The sequence below is a fragment of the Mesorhizobium tamadayense genome, from assembly GCF_003863365.1.
GTDB lineage: Bacteria > Pseudomonadota > Alphaproteobacteria > Rhizobiales > Rhizobiaceae > Mesorhizobium > Mesorhizobium tamadayense.
The window spans coordinates 21,124-35,599 of sequence record NZ_RQXT01000038.1; the positions used below are offsets into that span (position 1 = coordinate 21,124).

At 65.4% G+C, this 14,476-nt stretch carries 15 protein-coding genes; 5 read left to right on the forward strand and 10 right to left on the reverse strand.

What is annotated here, in order from left to right:
* Nucleotides 1–3: 3 nt before the first annotated feature.
* A complete protein-coding gene (gene ku, locus EH240_RS25400) occupies nucleotides 4–870 on the reverse strand; it encodes a non-homologous end joining protein Ku (protein ID WP_125003756.1) in 867 nt (288 codons plus the stop codon).
* 92 nt (nucleotides 871–962) lie between these two features.
* Nucleotides 963–1,466 carry a YciE/YciF ferroxidase family protein gene (locus EH240_RS25405; protein WP_125003758.1) on the reverse strand — a complete coding sequence of 168 codons (504 nt, stop codon included), beginning with the start codon at nucleotides 1,464–1,466 and terminating at the stop codon, nucleotides 963–965.
* Nucleotides 1,467–1,868: 402 nt separating this feature from the next.
* Between EH240_RS25405 and EH240_RS25410 the strand changes: the two genes are divergently transcribed.
* Both EH240_RS25410 and EH240_RS25415 read left to right on the forward strand, forming a co-directional pair.
* Nucleotides 1,869–2,015 carry a hypothetical protein gene (locus tag EH240_RS25410; protein ID WP_125003760.1) on the forward strand — a complete coding sequence of 49 codons (147 nt, stop codon included), beginning with the start codon at nucleotides 1,869–1,871 and terminating at the stop codon, nucleotides 2,013–2,015.
* Nucleotides 2,016–2,194: 179 nt separating this feature from the next.
* Nucleotides 2,195–2,647 carry a thiol-disulfide oxidoreductase DCC family protein gene (locus tag EH240_RS25415; protein WP_125003762.1) on the forward strand — a complete coding sequence of 151 codons (453 nt, stop codon included), beginning with the start codon at nucleotides 2,195–2,197 and terminating at the stop codon, nucleotides 2,645–2,647.
* A gap of 19 nt (nucleotides 2,648–2,666) precedes the next feature.
* Here EH240_RS25415 and EH240_RS25420 read toward each other — a convergent pair whose 3' ends face one another.
* The 3 genes from EH240_RS25420 to EH240_RS25430 all read right to left on the reverse strand — a co-directional run bounded on the left by EH240_RS25420 (nucleotide 2,667) and on the right by EH240_RS25430 (nucleotide 6,252).
* Nucleotides 2,667–3,038, reverse strand: coding sequence for a DUF1850 domain-containing protein (locus tag EH240_RS25420; protein ID WP_125003764.1), 372 nt, complete (start codon nucleotides 3,036–3,038; stop codon nucleotides 2,667–2,669).
* Nucleotides 3,035–5,131: a TRAP transporter permease gene (locus tag EH240_RS25425; RefSeq protein ID WP_125003766.1), complete on the reverse strand. Its 2,097-nt coding sequence runs from the start codon at nucleotides 5,129–5,131 to the stop codon at nucleotides 3,035–3,037. Before EH240_RS25425 ends, EH240_RS25420 begins: the two co-directional genes overlap by 4 nt.
* A 161-nt stretch (nucleotides 5,132–5,292) precedes the next feature.
* Complete coding sequence (locus tag EH240_RS25430) at nucleotides 5,293–6,252, reverse strand: TAXI family TRAP transporter solute-binding subunit (RefSeq protein ID WP_125003768.1); 960 nt, start codon at nucleotides 6,250–6,252, stop codon at nucleotides 5,293–5,295.
* A gap of 260 nt (nucleotides 6,253–6,512) precedes the next feature.
* Here EH240_RS25430 and EH240_RS25435 point away from each other — a divergent pair, with 260 nt between their 5' ends.
* Nucleotides 6,513–6,875, forward strand: coding sequence for a YciI family protein (locus EH240_RS25435; protein WP_125003769.1), 363 nt, complete (start codon nucleotides 6,513–6,515; stop codon nucleotides 6,873–6,875).
* A 13-nt stretch (nucleotides 6,876–6,888) separates the two neighbouring features.
* On the forward strand, nucleotides 6,889–8,136 hold the full coding sequence (locus EH240_RS25440; RefSeq protein WP_125003770.1) for an RNA polymerase sigma factor: 1,248 nt from the start codon (nucleotides 6,889–6,891) through the stop codon (nucleotides 8,134–8,136).
* Nucleotides 8,137–8,147: 11 nt separating this feature from the next.
* Here the strand turns inward: EH240_RS25440 and cysK are convergent, their stop codons facing one another.
* The 5 genes from cysK to hrcA form a co-directional block, all read right to left on the reverse strand.
* The gene (cysK, locus tag EH240_RS25445) at nucleotides 8,148–9,128 is read right to left on the reverse strand and encodes a cysteine synthase A (RefSeq protein WP_125003771.1); all 981 of its coding nucleotides are present in this window, start codon (nucleotides 9,126–9,128) and stop codon (nucleotides 8,148–8,150) included.
* A 325-nt stretch (nucleotides 9,129–9,453) separates the two neighbouring features.
* Nucleotides 9,454–10,071 carry a LysE family translocator gene (locus EH240_RS25450; RefSeq protein WP_125003772.1) on the reverse strand — a complete coding sequence of 206 codons (618 nt, stop codon included), beginning with the start codon at nucleotides 10,069–10,071 and terminating at the stop codon, nucleotides 9,454–9,456.
* Nucleotides 10,072–10,302: 231 nt separating this feature from the next.
* Nucleotides 10,303–11,655 carry a PQQ-dependent sugar dehydrogenase gene (locus EH240_RS25455; RefSeq protein ID WP_125003773.1) on the reverse strand — a complete coding sequence of 451 codons (1,353 nt, stop codon included), beginning with the start codon at nucleotides 11,653–11,655 and terminating at the stop codon, nucleotides 10,303–10,305.
* A 475-nt stretch (nucleotides 11,656–12,130) separates the two neighbouring features.
* Entirely contained in the window at nucleotides 12,131–12,328 is a 198-nt protein-coding gene (locus EH240_RS25460) for a hypothetical protein (protein WP_125003774.1), read from the reverse strand.
* Between the two features lie 38 nt (nucleotides 12,329–12,366).
* The gene (gene hrcA, locus EH240_RS25465) at nucleotides 12,367–13,449 is read right to left on the reverse strand and encodes a heat-inducible transcriptional repressor HrcA (RefSeq protein WP_125003775.1); all 1,083 of its coding nucleotides are present in this window, start codon (nucleotides 13,447–13,449) and stop codon (nucleotides 12,367–12,369) included.
* Between the two features lie 134 nt (nucleotides 13,450–13,583).
* Between hrcA and rph the strand changes: the two genes are divergently transcribed.
* On the forward strand, nucleotides 13,584–14,300 hold the full coding sequence (gene rph / locus EH240_RS25470; RefSeq protein WP_125003776.1) for a ribonuclease PH: 717 nt from the start codon (nucleotides 13,584–13,586) through the stop codon (nucleotides 14,298–14,300).
* Nucleotides 14,301–14,476: the final 176 nt, after the last annotated feature.

Below are 14,476 nucleotides of genomic sequence, written 5' to 3' on the forward strand. Positions count from 1 at the left end.
CTCCTATGCCGATTTCCGCTTGGGCGCGGCGGCCTTGGCCTTCGTCCGCGCCGCTGGTGCTTTCGATGAGGATTTGCCGGCTTTCGCGCCTCCTTCCGCGTTCAGGCTCTTCTTCAGCGCGTCGAATAGGTTGACGACATTGGACGGCTTCGCCGGCGCCTTGGCCTTGGGCGCTTTCTTGCCGGCCTTCTTGGCGCGAATCAGCTCGAGCAGCGCGTCCTCGTAACGGTCGTCGAACTTCGAAGCGTCGAACTTCGTCTTCTTCTGGTCGATGATGTGCTGCGCGAGATCGATCATCTCGTCATCGGTCTTGGTCGCCTCGATGTCGCCGAAGACCGTCTCGGGCCGGCGCACCGTGTCGTCGTAGCGCAGCGTCGTCAGCACCATGCCCTTGCCGAGCGGCTCGATCACTACCGGGCGCTCGCGCTGATAGAGCACGATGCGCGCGAGGCCGGCCATCTTCTTCGCCGCCATCGCGTCGCGGATGACGGCGAACGCTTCTTCCGACACCTCGTCCGCCGGCGCGACATAATAGGGGGTATCGAGATAGATCTGCTGGATCGAGGATTTCTCGACGAAGCCGTCGAGGCTCATCGTGTGCGAGGACTCGATCTCAACCGCCTCGATCTCGTCCTCCTCGATATGGACGAATTCGCCGTCGCTCACCTCATAACCCTTGATCTCGTCGCCTTCTTCCAGCGGCTTGCCGGTCTCGGCATCGACATAGACGCGTTTGACGGTGTTGCCGGTCTTGCGGTTGAGGATGCGGAACGAAACCTTCTCGGCATGGGTGACGACATTGGTCAGCTCGATGGCGCATGTGACCAGCGACAATTTCAGATAGCCCTTCCAGGCGGGGCGCGGTGCCATGGCGAACTCCTGCGCGATGCGATCTCAATCGCAACGGATGGCGGCTCGCTTGGGTTCCGGGCGGCCGGCGCCTGCCGTTGCAGCACAGCCCATCAGGCCGCCAGCAGGTTGATCCTGTTTTCCGCTATCTCGGTGAGCTTGCGGTCGGTCGCCTGCTCTTCCTTGAGGTTCTTGGCCAGCACGTTGGCGCAGTCGCTGCGGCCGAGCTGCTTGGCCCAGGCGATCAGCGTGCCGTAGCGCGTCATCCCGTAATGCTCGACCGCCTGCGCGGAGGCGATCAGTGCGGCGTCAAGAACCTCCCGGTCGTCGATATCGCCGCTCACCTCATCGGCCTCCTCGAGGATGCCGTCGATGGCCGGGCAGTTGACGGCCTTGGCCTTGACGCCATGCAGCTCGAACACCTGCTCGACGCGGCCGATATGGCCCCTGGTCTGCTCAAGGTGTTTCTCGAAGCCGGCTTTCAGTTGCGGGTCGGTCGCCTTGCCGATCATCTTCGGCAGGGCTCGCTCGATCTGCTTCTCGGCATAATAGATGTCGCGCAGCATATGGATGAAGAGGTCGTCCAGCGTCTTGATGTCCTTCGAAAAGAAACCCATGGCTTTTGCCTTCGATTGCTTCTGCCGGGGTTGGAATTCAAACGGCGGCGCGAGCCGCCGTCCTCCGAGCCGGTTCGAGCCAGCCTGACGGATCAACGTGTCCCCTCCGGGCGGGTTCCTGGCCTTTTCCGGACACGCAATGAAATTTCCCGGCACCGCCCGAACGCGAAACAGAAGCGCGCCCGAGCGACATCGGGACGAAACATATGTGATGCAAAAGTCACACGAGCCGGAAACGCGACAAAAGGCGCTGAAAGACCGCGAATCAGCCGCATTCCAGCCACGAAGCAACGGGTTTCGGACCACAAATTAACATCGCGTTCACTGACTATTCACGCCTCGACGCTATCATCTCCCGTAATTCGGAAGGGACATCCGAAAACAGGACAGGGACCAAGTAAAATGCACTTCTGGAACCACATCGCCGGCTATGCCGCCGCCATCCGCGAATTCGTCGCGCCGACCTATCGGCCCGAGCGCTACTACATGCGCGGTCCGGGCCCGGCCTGCGCCCGCCGCGGCAACTCGCTCGGCATCGGGATGAACTGATCGTCATGCCCGACAGCCGCCACAACAGCCGGATCTGCAAGCCGGCCGCCGACAACCGCGCCACGACCTATCGTGACGAGCGCCCCGCCGTCATCGACGGCCGGCGTGCGACAACGCCGCGACTTTGACGCCGCCGCCGGCTGGCTTAGTGTCTTGAGGCACAAGCAGCCGGGGCCGACATGACCGACCTGCCCGAACAGAAGCGTTCCCTCCTTCAGTCGAAAGCCATCTACGCGAACCAGCCGCTGATCGTCTTCGACGGCGTCTGCGTGTTCTGCTCGGGTTTCATCCAGCTGATTGTCCGGCTCGATCGCAAAAAGCGCTTCCGCTTCGCCACCGCGCAGTCACCGTTCGGCGAAGCCCTGTTTCGCAAGCACGGTCTGGCGACAGATAGCTACGACACCAATCTCGCCATCATCGATGGCCTCGCCTTCACCAAGCTCGACAGTTTCGTTGCCATCATGGCCGAGCTTGGCTGGCCGTGGCGTGCCGCAAAGGCGCTCTTGCTTCTGCCGCGGCCGTTGCGCGACTGGCTCTATGACCGCGTCGCCAAAAACCGCTACGCGTTGTTCGGCAGGAAAGACAGCTGCGAAATCCCGTCCGCCGAACTGCGGCAGCGGCTGATCGACTAAGATGGGGAGCCGTCGTGCGCTATCGCGGCTGGCGCGCGCAGGGCTCGAGCACAGTCGTTTCTCCCGCCGCCTTGCCCAGTTCGCGACAGCCTTTGGCGGTGCACAGCGTCCAGCCTTCCCCGGTTGCGCCGGACGCCGCCAGCACCAGACGCGGCTGGGATCCGATCCGCGGCGCGTAGACCCACCAGCCGTCCCGCAGCACCGAGCCCTCGGGCGGCTCCATGCCGGCGCCGGAGCCTTTCACGCGGGCTTCGACGATCCGCAGGCCGGCAGGCGTCACTTTCCAGTCTTCCCGCCAGCGCGTCCGCTCCACCGAATGCGTCCAGGACAGCGTGAAGGCGGTAACGGCAAGCATCACCGTCTTGCCGGCAGCGACGATGCACAGGCTCACGCAGCGTCCCCGGCGGATGCCTGACGCGCGCGCCAGCAGTGCCCGCCGATCCAGAGAAGCGCCAATGCCCAGCCGGTCTCGTCGGTGAGCGGCAGCGCCGCCACCAGGAGCACGCCGGCGGCGAAGGCGACGAGGCGTTCCCACCAGGCCATGCGGCGGGCGAGGAAACCGACGGCGGCGGCGCCCCAGAGCACGATGCCCATGCAGGCCTTGACGACGATGTAGGCGACCTCGACCGGGTAGCCGAACTGGGCGGCGATGGGGCCGGCATCCTGCAGCATCAGGGCCGGCGTATAGACGGCCATGAACGGCACGACGAAGCCGGCAATGGCGAGCTTGGTGGCCTGGATGCCGATCTTGAGGCCGCTTTCCCTGGCCATGGGCGCCGCGGCGAAGGCGGCAAGCGCCACCGGCGGGGTCAGGTCCGCCATGATGCCGAAATAGAAGACGAACATGTGGCTGACCAGCAGCGGCACGCCGAGCGACAGAAGCGCCGGGCCGGCGAGCGAGGAGGTGATGATGTAATTGGGGATGGTCGGGATGCCCATGCCGAGCACCAGGCAGGTGAGCATGGTGAGCAGCAGCGACAGGAAGAGATTGTTCTCGCCGATGGAGATGATCCAGCCGATGAAGGTCGAGGCGATGCCGGTCAGCGTCAGCGTGCCGATGACGACGCCGACGATGGCGCAGGCGATGCCGACCGGCAGCGCGTTCTTCGCCCCTTCGGCAAGCGAGTCGACGCAGATGCGCAGCGTCTCGCGCCCGCCCTTGAAGGTGATGCAGGCGACGATGAGCGCGGCGATGACGAGGCTCAGGATGTTGACGCCGAAGCGCATGAAGGAGGATGCGGCAAGCCCAAGCGCCAGCCAGAAAACGACGCGGAAGGCGGACGGGCCGATCAAGGCCGCCAGCGGCGCGCCGAGGATCAGCACTATGGTCAGCGCCAGGCCCATGGTGCCGGCGAAGATCGGCGTGTAGCCGGCGAAGAGCAGGTAGACCAGCACGGCAAGCGGCAGCACCAGCGGCCAATGCTGCCGCACCGCGTCCCATGGATCGGGCAGGTCCGCCTTGGCCATGCCGTGCAGATTCGCCTTGCCGGCCTCCAGATGCACCTGCCAGAAACAGGCGCCGAAATAGAGCAGCGCCGGAATGATCGCTGCCTTGACCACCTCGGCGTAAGGGATGTTCAGCGTCTCTGCCATGATGAAGGCGACCGCGCCCATCACCGGCGGCATGATCTGGCCGCCCATCGAGGAGGTCGCCTCGACGGCGCCGGCAAAAGCCGAGCGGAAGCCGAAGCGCTTCATCAGCGGAATGGTGAACTGGCCGCTGGCCACCACATTGGCGACGCCGGAACCGGAAATGGTGCCCATCAGCGCCGAGGAGAGCACGCAGACCTGCGCCGGGCCGCCACGCCAGGAACCGACCAGGCCGAGCGCGAAATCGTTGAACAGCGCGATCATGCCGGCGCGTTCGAGGAAGGCGGCGAAGACGACGAAGATGAAGATGTAGGCGGCCGAAACATAGATCGGCGTGCCGTATATGCCTTCGGTGCCGTAGGCGAAGGTGTCGACAAGCTGCGCGAAATCGTAGCCGCGATGGATGAAGGGCGGCGGCAGGTGATTGCCGACGAAGCAATAGGCGAGGAAGATGAAGGCGATGACCGCGAGCGGCAGCCCCATCAGCCGTCTTGCCGCTTCGAAGACGAGCACCACCAGCAGCGTGCCGACGATCAGGTCCGGCGTGGTGAGGAAGCCGGAGCGGCGGATGAGGTCGGTGTAGAAGATCCAGTTGTAGAGGCCGGTGCCGAAGCCAAGCATGCCGAGCGTCCAGAACGCGGCTTTCGCCGCGATGCCGGTGGCGCGCAGGTTGGCGATCAGGCCGAAGCCGAGCAGCAGCAGGAAGCCGACATGCATGGCGCGCACCACCTGGCTGGGCAGGCTGCCATAGGCGGCGATGTAGATCTGGAAGCTGGAAAAGGCGACGGCGATCAGGAAGGCCGCCTTGCCGGCAAGCCCCTCGCCGAAGCCCGGCGGCAGGCCTTCGAGAGGCTCTTCGACGGTCGGAGAAAGGACGGTGGGGGTCTCGGTCATTGGCGGGTTCCTGGCGGTGTCCCTCCCCCTTGAGGGCGAGGGTGCCGAGCGAAGCGAGGCGGGTGGGGTCGGTCCAGGCAGCGCGCGGCATGAACCGACCCCACCCGTCCATCCGCCTTCGGCGGCTGTCCACCCTCCCCTTGAGGGGGAGGGAGAGCTGCCTACTTCACCAACCCCTTCTCCTTGTAATATTTCTCCGCACCCGGATGCAGCGGCACCGGCATGCCGTCCAGCGCTTTGGCCGGATCGATCGCCTTGGCGGCGGCGTGGGCGGCGGCGAGCTGGTCGAGATGCTCGAACAGCAGCTTGGTCATCTGATAGGCGGTCTCGTCGGAAACGTCGGCCCGGGTGACGAGGAAATTGCCCACCGCGGCGGTCGCAACGTCCTCCGTCTGGCCCTGATAGGTGCCCTTGGGGATGACCACCGACAGATAGGGCGAGCCGATCTTGGCGACGTCTTCGGCCGGCACGGCCACGACATTGATCGGCACCGAGGTGGCGAGGTCGCGGATCGAGGCGACGCCGAGGCCCGCCGATTGCAGCGTGGCGTCGAGCTGACGGTTCTTGATCAGCTCGACCGATTCGGCGAAGGGCAGATATTCGACGCGTCCGAGGTCCTCATATTTCAGCCCGGCGGCGGCGAAGATGGTGCGGGCGTTGAGCTCGGTGCCGGAGGCCGGTGCGCCGACCGACAGGCTCTTGCCCTTGAGGTCGGCAAGCGTCTTGATGCCGGATTCCTTGCTGGCGACGATCTGGATATAGTTGGGATAGATGGCGGCGATGCCGCGCAATTTGTCGAGCTTGCCGGGGAAGCCGGCCTCGGTGTTGCCTTCGGCGGCGAGCTTGACGGAATCGCCGAGCGCGAAGGCAATTTCGCCCTTGCCCTGCTGCAGCAGGTTGAGGTTCTCGACCGATGCCTTCGTTGCCTGCACCTGGGTGCGGGCGCCTTCGATGCCCTTGCCGTAGATCTCGGACAGCGCGACGCCGAGCGGATAATAGACGCCCGACGTGCCGCCGGTCAGCACGTTGATGAATTCCTGCGCCCCGGCCGACATGGCTCCGAGGCCGAGCGACAATGCCAAAGCGCCGGCGGCAACAAATTTCGTCCTGAAATTGAGCATACGGTTTCCTCCTCCTGAAACGGTCGCGCCGCGCCGCCTCCCCGGCGCGAAGCTAGGAGTTTAGACAGGAGGCGCCAAATGCCAACCCGCAATTGCAGCCATTAGACGAAGGGTTGAAGAGATGACACGACGGCCGGCGGCTTGCACTGCGCGCTACAGGCGAGGAAAGATTTTCGCGGCGGTTGTCGAAATCGGCCACGGCCGCGCGACATAGGTCGGCCCGCGACGACGCGGCCTTCGAGAAAAACGGGAGAAGACCCATGCGATACATGCTTTTGATCTACAACGACGAAGCCGCGATGGCGAACGCGCCGCGTGACAAGACCGAGCAGGTCCTCGCGGCCTACGGCGCCTATACGGAAGCGTTGAAGAAATCCGGCGCGTACCTCGCCGGCGAAAGGCTGCGCCCGACCCAGGCGGCCACCTCGATACGGCTGGCGGATGGCAAGACCAATGTGCTCGACGGCCCTTATGCGGATACCAAGGAGCAACTTGCCGGCTTCTACATGATCGAAGCGACCGACATCGACACGGCCATGGAATGGGGCGCGCGTTGCCCGGCAGCCAGCACCGGCACGGTGGAGGTGCGGCCGATCTGGGAAATGACGGACTACCTGTCCTAGAAGCGATCCCGTAATGGACAATCGCCAGGAAATGGCGCGGGCGGCGGCAGAGGCGGCCGCCCGCCAGAGCTACGGCAAGCTGGTCGCCTATCTCGCGGCCAGGATGCGCGATGTCGCCGGCGCCGAGGACGCGCTGGCCGATGCGTTCGCCGCCGCGTTGGAGCGCTGGCCAAAGAGCGGCGTGCCCGAAAAACCGGAAGCCTGGCTGCTCGCCGTGGCGCGCCGGCGCGACGTCGATGCCGTGCGGCGGCGGCTGACCGGCGAGGCGGCCCGCGACCATCTGCAGCTGATTGCCGAAGAGGCGGAGGCGCGCATGACGAATGAGGATTTGCCTGACGAGCGGCTCAGGCTGATGTTTGCCTGCGCCCATCCGGCGATCGAACCGAGCGTGCGCGCGCCGCTGATCCTGCAGACCGTGCTAGGCTTCGACGCGGCGACCATCGCTTCGGCTTTCCTCATTTCGCCGGCGACGATGGGCCAGCGCCTGGTGCGCGCCAAGAACCGCATCCGCGAGGCCGGCATCCCCTTCCGCGTGCCGGAGCGGGCCGAGCTTGGCGAAAGGCTCGGCGCCGTGCTGGAAGCGATCTATGCCACCTTTGCCGAGGGCTGGTCGGACCCGGCAGGCACCGAGACCAGACGGCGCAACCTTGCCAGCGAAGGCATCTGGCTCGGCCGGCTGGTCGCCTCGCTGATACCGGACGAACCGGAAACGCTCGGGCTTCTGGCGCTGATGCTTTTCGCCGAAGCCCGGCGCGCGGCGCGGCGCAACCCCGAAGGCGACTTCGTGCCGTTGGCCGAGCAAGATACGGCGCTCTGGGACGACGCGCTGATTGACGAGGCGGAAGCGCTGCTGAGGCACGCTGCGGCCAGGGAAATCATCGGCCGCTATCAACTGGAAGCCGCGGTTCAGTCGGCGCACACGGCGCGACGGCGGAGCGGCAGCACCGACTGGGCGGCGATCCGCCAGCTTTACGATGCGCTGATGGCGATTGCCGGCTCGCCGGTGGTGGCGATCAACCGCGCCGTGGCGATCGCCGAAGCCGAGGGAGCGGCCGAGGGCCTTGCCGCGCTCGACGCGATCGGCGACGACAAGCGGCTTGCCGAGTACCAGCCCTATTGGGCGGCTCGGGCCGAGCTGTCGGCCAGGCTCGGCAGGACGGCCGAGGCCGCCGAAGCGTACGACCGGGCGATCGGTCTCGAGCGCGATCCGGCCTTGCGCGGTTTCCTGCAGTCGGAGCGGGCAAAGCTCGTTCGAAACTGAGACGAGGCCGCCTACGCCCCCAGCCCGTCGAACAGGATCGTCGAGAGATAGCGCTCGGCGAAGGACGGGATGACGACGACGAGGTTCTTGCCCTTGTTCTCCGGCCGCGAGCCGACGACGACCGCCGCCTGGAGCGCGGCGCCCGACGAGATGCCGACAGGCACGCCTTCAAGACGGGCGACGAGCCGGGCATTGGCGACCGAATCCTCGTTGGAGACCCTGACGATCTCGTCATAGATCGAGGTGTCGAGGATCTTTGGCGCGAAGCCAGCGCCGATGCCCTGGATCTTGTGCGGACCGGGCTGGCCGCCGGAGAGCACCGGCGAAGCTTCCGGCTCGACCGCCACGACATGGACCGAAGGCTTGCGCTTCTTCAGCACCTGGCCGACGCCGGTGATGGTGCCGCCGGTGCCGATGCCGGCGACGAAGATGTCGACCTCGCCATTGGTGTCGTTCCAGATCTCCTCAGCCGTGGTGCGGCGGTGGATTTCCGGATTGGCCGGGTTCTCGAACTGCTGCGGGATGATGGCGTTGGGCAGCGTGGCGGCGAGCTCGTCGGCCTTGGCGATGGCGCCCTTCATGCCCTTCGGCCCTTCGGTGAGCACCAATTCGGCGCCGAGCAGGGCCAGCATCTTGCGGCGCTCGACCGACATGGTCTCCGGCATGGTCAGGATAAGCTTGTAGCCCTTGGCGGCGGCGGCGAACGCCAGCGCGATGCCGGTGTTGCCGGAGGTCGGCTCGATCAGCGTGGTCTTGCCAGGCGAGATCTTGCCGGCCTCTTCCAGCGCCTCGATCATGGCGACGCCGATGCGGTCCTTGACCGAAGCGATCGGGTTGAAGAATTCGAGCTTGGCCAGCACATTGGCGACGACGCCCTTTTCCCTGGCGAATTTGTCCAGCCGCACCAGCGGCGTGTCTCCAATCGTCTCGGTGATCGAGTTGAAGATGCGGCCGCGGCCGGGGACGCGCGCGGAGGTGACGGGCTTGTTCATTGGTTTCGCTCCCAAGGCAATGGCACAGGTCGACAGAATAGGGCTTTCAGCCGCGCAAGATAGGCTGACAGCCGAAAATATCCGAGTGGGGCGGTTGCTGAAAACCACCCCTTGCCGGAAATGCATTTTCCGGATTGGCCCGTTTTCGGAATGGCTTGGCTGAAATGGGTGAGATCACGCACCACGGTGTGTTGAGGTTCAGGTCAGGCCGAGCCGAGAATGGCGGTCTCCGAGAACCGGAGCGGAGCGTACTTAAAATACGTGAGCACCGGAAGCGCAGGAGACCACCGTTCGCAGGCCGGCCTCACCTGAATATCAGCACACCTTACTGACGCGCCGCGATCGCCGCGGCTGCCCCCACCATGAAGCCGGCGGCGGTGCGGTTGAGCGCCTTCAGCGCGCGCGGCGACTTCAGGAACCAGCGTGCCTTGGCGGCCAGCACCAGATAAGGCACCAGCACCACGAACAGGACGACGACGGTAAGCGCGACGAGGATGCCGTAGTCCGCCAGCGTTATCGTCTTCAGGTCGACGATGGTCGGCGTTATGGCGAGATAGAAGATCATCGTCTTCGGGTTGCCGAGCGTCACCGTCAGTCCGGCGATGAAGCTCGCCATGAAGCCACCCTTGCCCTTCCGCGCCTCGACCGTTTCGGGCGAGATGCCGCTCGTCCAGAAGCGCCAGGCGAGGAAAGCGAGATAGGCGACGCCCGCCCATTTGATCGCAAGGAAGACCATGCCGAAGGTCTGCGCGACGAAGGCGAGGCCGAGCACCACGGCGGTGAGATAGGTGAGGTCGCCGAGCATGAGGCCGAACGACATCGCCAGCGACGAGCGGAAGCCGGAGCCGAGCGCGCGGGCGACAAGCGCCGTCACGCCGGGGCCTGGAATGGCGGCGGCGACGCCGAGGGCGGCGCTGTAAGCGAGAAATCCGGTGAGAGTCATGGTTCGAGGCCCGAGATCAGAATGCCTTGTTGCATGAAACCGAACGGGACTGAATTCCCTGGAGATTGGATTCGATTGCGCCAGCCCCCTCATCCGACCGAGCTTCGCTCGGCCACCTTCTCCCCACGGGGAGAAGAGGTTAAGTGCCGGCGCTGCGACCTCCTCTCCCCTCGGGGTGAGGTCGGTTTGCCCCGAATTGCCTTCGCAATTCGGGGCAATCCGGGTGAGGGGTCAGGACCGGCCGTCGCCGTAAGTGACACGCCAGATGGTGCCGTTGCCGTCCTCGGTCAGGATCAGCGCGCCGTCCTTCGCCACCGCTACACCGGCGGGCCGGCCCCAGACCGCATCCTCCGCAATGACGAAGCCGGTGGCGAAGTCCTCGTACTCGCCGGTCGGCTTGCCGTCCTTGAATTTCAGCCGCACCACCTTGTAGCCGGTGCGGGCATTGCGATTCCATGAGCCGTGCAAGGTGACGAAGGCGTCGCCCTTGTAGTCGGCCGGGAAGTCGCCGCCTTCATAGAAGGCCATGTTGAGCGGCGCCGAATGCGCCTGGATCAGCACGTCCGGCATCGTGACCTTGCCGGCAAGGTCGGGTCGCGCGCCCTTGTGGCGCGGATCCTCGTTGTCGCCGATATAGTACCAGGGCCAGCCATAGAAGGCGCCGTCCTTGACGGTCGTGGCGTATTCGAAAGGCACGTTGTCACCGAGCTCGTCGCGTTCGTTGACGACGCACCAGAGCGCGCCTGTTGCCGGTTGCACGGTCATGCCCGAGCAGTTGCGCAGGCCGGTGGCGACAGTGCGTCCGTTCTTGCCGTCGGGGTCGAAGGCGAGCACGTCGGCGCGGCCGGCCTCCGAGCCCCACGCAGCGCCGAGCGGTTTCGACTTCACCCATCGATCGAGACCGCCTTTGGGCCTCGATCCTATATCCTCTGCGGTGTTCGAGCCGGAGCCGACCGACAGATGGAGCGTCTTGCCATCCGGCGAGAAGGCTATGTCGCGGGTCCAGTGGTAACTGGCCGGGATTTCGGCGACTATGGTTTCCGGTTCGCCGGATGCCTTGAGGTCGCCGTCGCGATAGGGAAAGCGAACCACGCTGTCGCTGTTGGCGACATAGACCCATTGCGGCTTGTCTCCCGGGGGGTAGAAGGCAATGCCGTAGGGCTGGCTGAGGTCCTCGGCGAAGATGGATTTTTCGGCAGGTTTCGCGCTGCCCGCGGCTAGACGATAGACGCGGATCCGGTTGGCTTCGCCGTCTGCGACGAAGAGATCGCCGTTCGGCGCCACGCGCACGACGCGCGGATTTTCTATGCCGGAGGCAATCAGTTCCGCCGAAAAGCCGGGCGGCAATGTCGGCTTCGCGCCTTGCGGGCGATCGGCCAGGCCGGGAGCGTTCGATGCCAACCTGCCGATGCGGGGAGACGGCTGGTCATCCGGCCTGATCAGCCGGCGCACGCCGGGCCGGTCGGCCTGCCAGTCGCCGAAGGCCTCCTCGCCTGTCAGCAGGGGCTGGTCGGCGGCCTGCTGCGCGAAGGCACCGGAGGCCAGGAGAAGGGCAAGAGGCGCAAGGCCGGCGATCCGTATCATGCTGTTCTCCATGGTTTGCGCCTGCGCGTCATGCTTAGAAACAGCTAGTTTCTCGACATGGGGATTCTGAACGGCTGCAGGCTTGCCGGGTTCACCATCGATGAACGATCGCAGACGTGCGCGACTACCTGAACCCTCCCCGACGTGTCATCCCTGGGCGAAGCAGGAGCGAAGCTCCGTCGCGGAGACCCTGGGACCCATTCCGTGACCTCGACCAAAGGGAGCGGCGGAGCAGAATTCTGCACCGTCGCAATACTTCCAAGTCACGGCATGGATCCCGGGGTCTGCGCCGCGTCGCTTCGCTCCTTGCTCCGCCCCAGGATGACGAAGCTATGGGCGTCTCGGCCAATCTCCAAGGCATGCGACCTGCCAACGCAAGCACCATCCGACCAGTCAGATTTCCGTGCTAGGGAACTAGGATCGACAGCCGTTCCGAAAAGAGGGGCGGCCCGATTTTCGTAGCGGTTCCGGCCGCTCAGCTCTCTTTGACGTCCAGATCGTCGTCGAGCCGTTTTTCCAGCGCGACCAGATCGGCGGGCAGCGGCAGGCCCATGGCGCGCATTTCCCTGAGCTTCTCGCGCAGCTGCTCCTGCACCTCGTGCTCGTCCTTGGGCTGGTTCACCATCTCCTCGAGCAGCAGGCTGATCTGGGCCTTGAACGATTCCAGCGCCATTTCCACCCCTCCTTGCGGCGATCCCCGATTGCTCCCGCTTAGCTCAGCATGCGCGAAATCAACTGGGCAGTATAGTCGACCATAGGTACGATGCGGGCATAGTTGAGCCGGGTCGGGCCGATGACGCCGAGCGCGCCGATGACCCGCGCGTCCTTGTCGCGATAGGGCGCGACCACGAGCGACGAGCCGGACAGCGAGAACAGCTTGTTCTCCGAGCCGATGAAGATGCGCACGCCGGAACCTTGCTCGGCGAGGTCGAGAAGCTGCAGCAGCCCGTCCTGCGTTTCCAGGTCCTCGAACAGATGGCGCAGCAATTCGAGGTCCGCCTGGGCGGTGACGTTCTCCAGAAGATTGGCGCGGCCGCGCACGATGAGGCGCGCCGGCAGGCCGCTTTCGGCGCCGGCCCAGACCGCGAGGCCCTTCTCGACCAGGTCCTGCGACAGCGTGTCGAGGGCCGCCCTGGTCTCGTCCTTGATGCGGGCGATCTCGATGCGGGCCTCCGCCAGCGTGCGGCCGCGAATATGGGCGTTGAGGAAGTTCGAGGCCTCGTGCAGCTGCGAAACGGTGATGCCGGCGGGCAGGTCGACGACGCGGTTCTCGACGTCGCCGCCCTGCGACACCATGACGGCGAGCGCCTTGGTGGGTTCGAGCTGGATGAACTCGATATGCTTGAGCGCCACCTCGTTCTTGGCGGCGAGCACCAGGCCGGCGCCGCGCGACATGCCCGACAGCATCTGGCTGGCCTCGGTCAGCATATGCTCCAGCGTCGCGCCCGAGCCCGAGGCGCGCACCTGCGCCTCGATGACACGGCGCTCCTCGTCGGACAGATCGCCGAGTTCCATGAAGGCATCGACGAAGAAGCGCAACCCGGTTTGCGTCGGCAGGCGGCCGGCCGAGATGTGCGGCGCATAGATCAGCCCCAGATGCTCGAGATCGCTCATCACGTTGCGGATGGTGGCCGGCGACAGCGAGGAGGGCATGATGCGCGACAGGCTGCGCGAGCCGACCGGCTCGCCGTCGCGCAGATAGGAATCGACAATCCGCCTGAAGATGTCGCGCGAGCGCATGTCGAGCGATTGAAGCGCGGGCGGCTGCGAAGCGGGATCGACTGCCTTGTTCATTTCGGCGATGAACCTCCAACTGGAAGATATAGACTTAGGCGCCCCGGGCGCAACGGCCCATTTTCCTTTGCGCCATGCGCCGCATGCGTCTACAAGCCGCCGACGAATCCGAGAAAAGAACAGAAAGAGCCTCGATGCGCCCCTCCAAACGCCAAGCCGACGAAATGCGCGCCATCTCCTTCGAGCGCGGCGTCTCCAAGCATGCCGAAGGCTCCTGCCTGGTGAAGTTCGGCGACACGCATGTGTTGTGCACGGCCAGCCTGGAGGAAAAGGTGCCGGCCTGGATGCGCAATTCTGGCAAGGGCTGGGTGACCGCTGAGTATGGCATGCTGCCGCGCTCGACCGGCGAGCGCATGCGGCGCGAGGCGTCCACCGGCAAGCAGGGCGGCCGCACGCTGGAGATCCAGCGGCTGATCGGCCGCAGCCTGCGCGCCGTGGTCGACCTGCAGGCGCTGGGCGAACAGCAGATCACCGTCGACTGCGACGTCATCCAGGCTGATGGCGGTACCCGCACCGCCTCGATCACCGGCGGCTGGGTCGCGCTCTACGACTGCCTGCGCTGGATGGAGGCGCGCCAGATGGCGAGCGTCGCCAAGGTGCTGAAGGACCATGTGGCGGCGATTTCCTGCGGCATCCATGACGGCCAGCCGGTCATCGATCTCGATTACCTGGAGGATTCCTCGGCCGGCACCGACGCCAATTTCGTCATGACTGGCAAGGGCGGCATCGTCGAGATCCAGGGCACGGCCGAGGGCGAGCCTTTCTCCGAAGAGCAGTTTGCCGCGCTGATGGCGCTGGCCAAGAAAGGCATACAACGCCTGATCAGCCTGCAGCAGATGGCGGTGGTGTAGCGCGCCGCTTGGAAGGACAATGAGGTTGGCGATCCTTCACACCCCCCTCTGGCCTGCCGGCCATCTCCCCCGCAAGGGGGGAGATCGGATGTCGCCGATGCTTTTGCCAATCGCCAGCGTCGCAGGAAGGCTGCCGGCGCAGCCACAGCTAATCTCCCTCCTTGCGGGGGAGATGC

Coding starts and splice junctions, on each gene's coding strand:
- ku (WP_125003756.1), bottom strand. CDS start 870: ATGGCACCGCGCCCCGCCTGGAAGGGCTATCTGAAATTGTCGCTGGTC.
- EH240_RS25405 (WP_125003758.1), bottom strand. CDS start 1,466: ATGGGTTTCTTTTCGAAGGACATCAAGACGCTGGACGACCTCTTCATC.
- EH240_RS25410 (WP_125003760.1), top strand. CDS start 1,869: ATGCACTTCTGGAACCACATCGCCGGCTATGCCGCCGCCATCCGCGAA.
- EH240_RS25415 (WP_125003762.1), top strand. CDS start 2,195: ATGACCGACCTGCCCGAACAGAAGCGTTCCCTCCTTCAGTCGAAAGCC.
- EH240_RS25425 (WP_125003766.1), bottom strand. CDS start 5,131: ATGACCGAGACCCCCACCGTCCTTTCTCCGACCGTCGAAGAGCCTCTC.
- EH240_RS25430 (WP_125003768.1), bottom strand. CDS start 6,252: ATGCTCAATTTCAGGACGAAATTTGTTGCCGCCGGCGCTTTGGCATTG.
- EH240_RS25435 (WP_125003769.1), top strand. CDS start 6,513: ATGCGATACATGCTTTTGATCTACAACGACGAAGCCGCGATGGCGAAC.
- EH240_RS25440 (WP_125003770.1), top strand. CDS start 6,889: ATGGACAATCGCCAGGAAATGGCGCGGGCGGCGGCAGAGGCGGCCGCC.
- cysK (WP_125003771.1), bottom strand. CDS start 9,128: ATGAACAAGCCCGTCACCTCCGCGCGCGTCCCCGGCCGCGGCCGCATC.
- EH240_RS25450 (WP_125003772.1), bottom strand. CDS start 10,071: ATGACTCTCACCGGATTTCTCGCTTACAGCGCCGCCCTCGGCGTCGCC.
- EH240_RS25455 (WP_125003773.1), bottom strand. CDS start 11,655: ATGATACGGATCGCCGGCCTTGCGCCTCTTGCCCTTCTCCTGGCCTCC.
- EH240_RS25460 (WP_125003774.1), bottom strand. CDS start 12,328: ATGGCGCTGGAATCGTTCAAGGCCCAGATCAGCCTGCTGCTCGAGGAG.
- hrcA (WP_125003775.1), bottom strand. CDS start 13,449: ATGAACAAGGCAGTCGATCCCGCTTCGCAGCCGCCCGCGCTTCAATCG.
- rph (WP_125003776.1), top strand. CDS start 13,584: ATGCGCCCCTCCAAACGCCAAGCCGACGAAATGCGCGCCATCTCCTTC.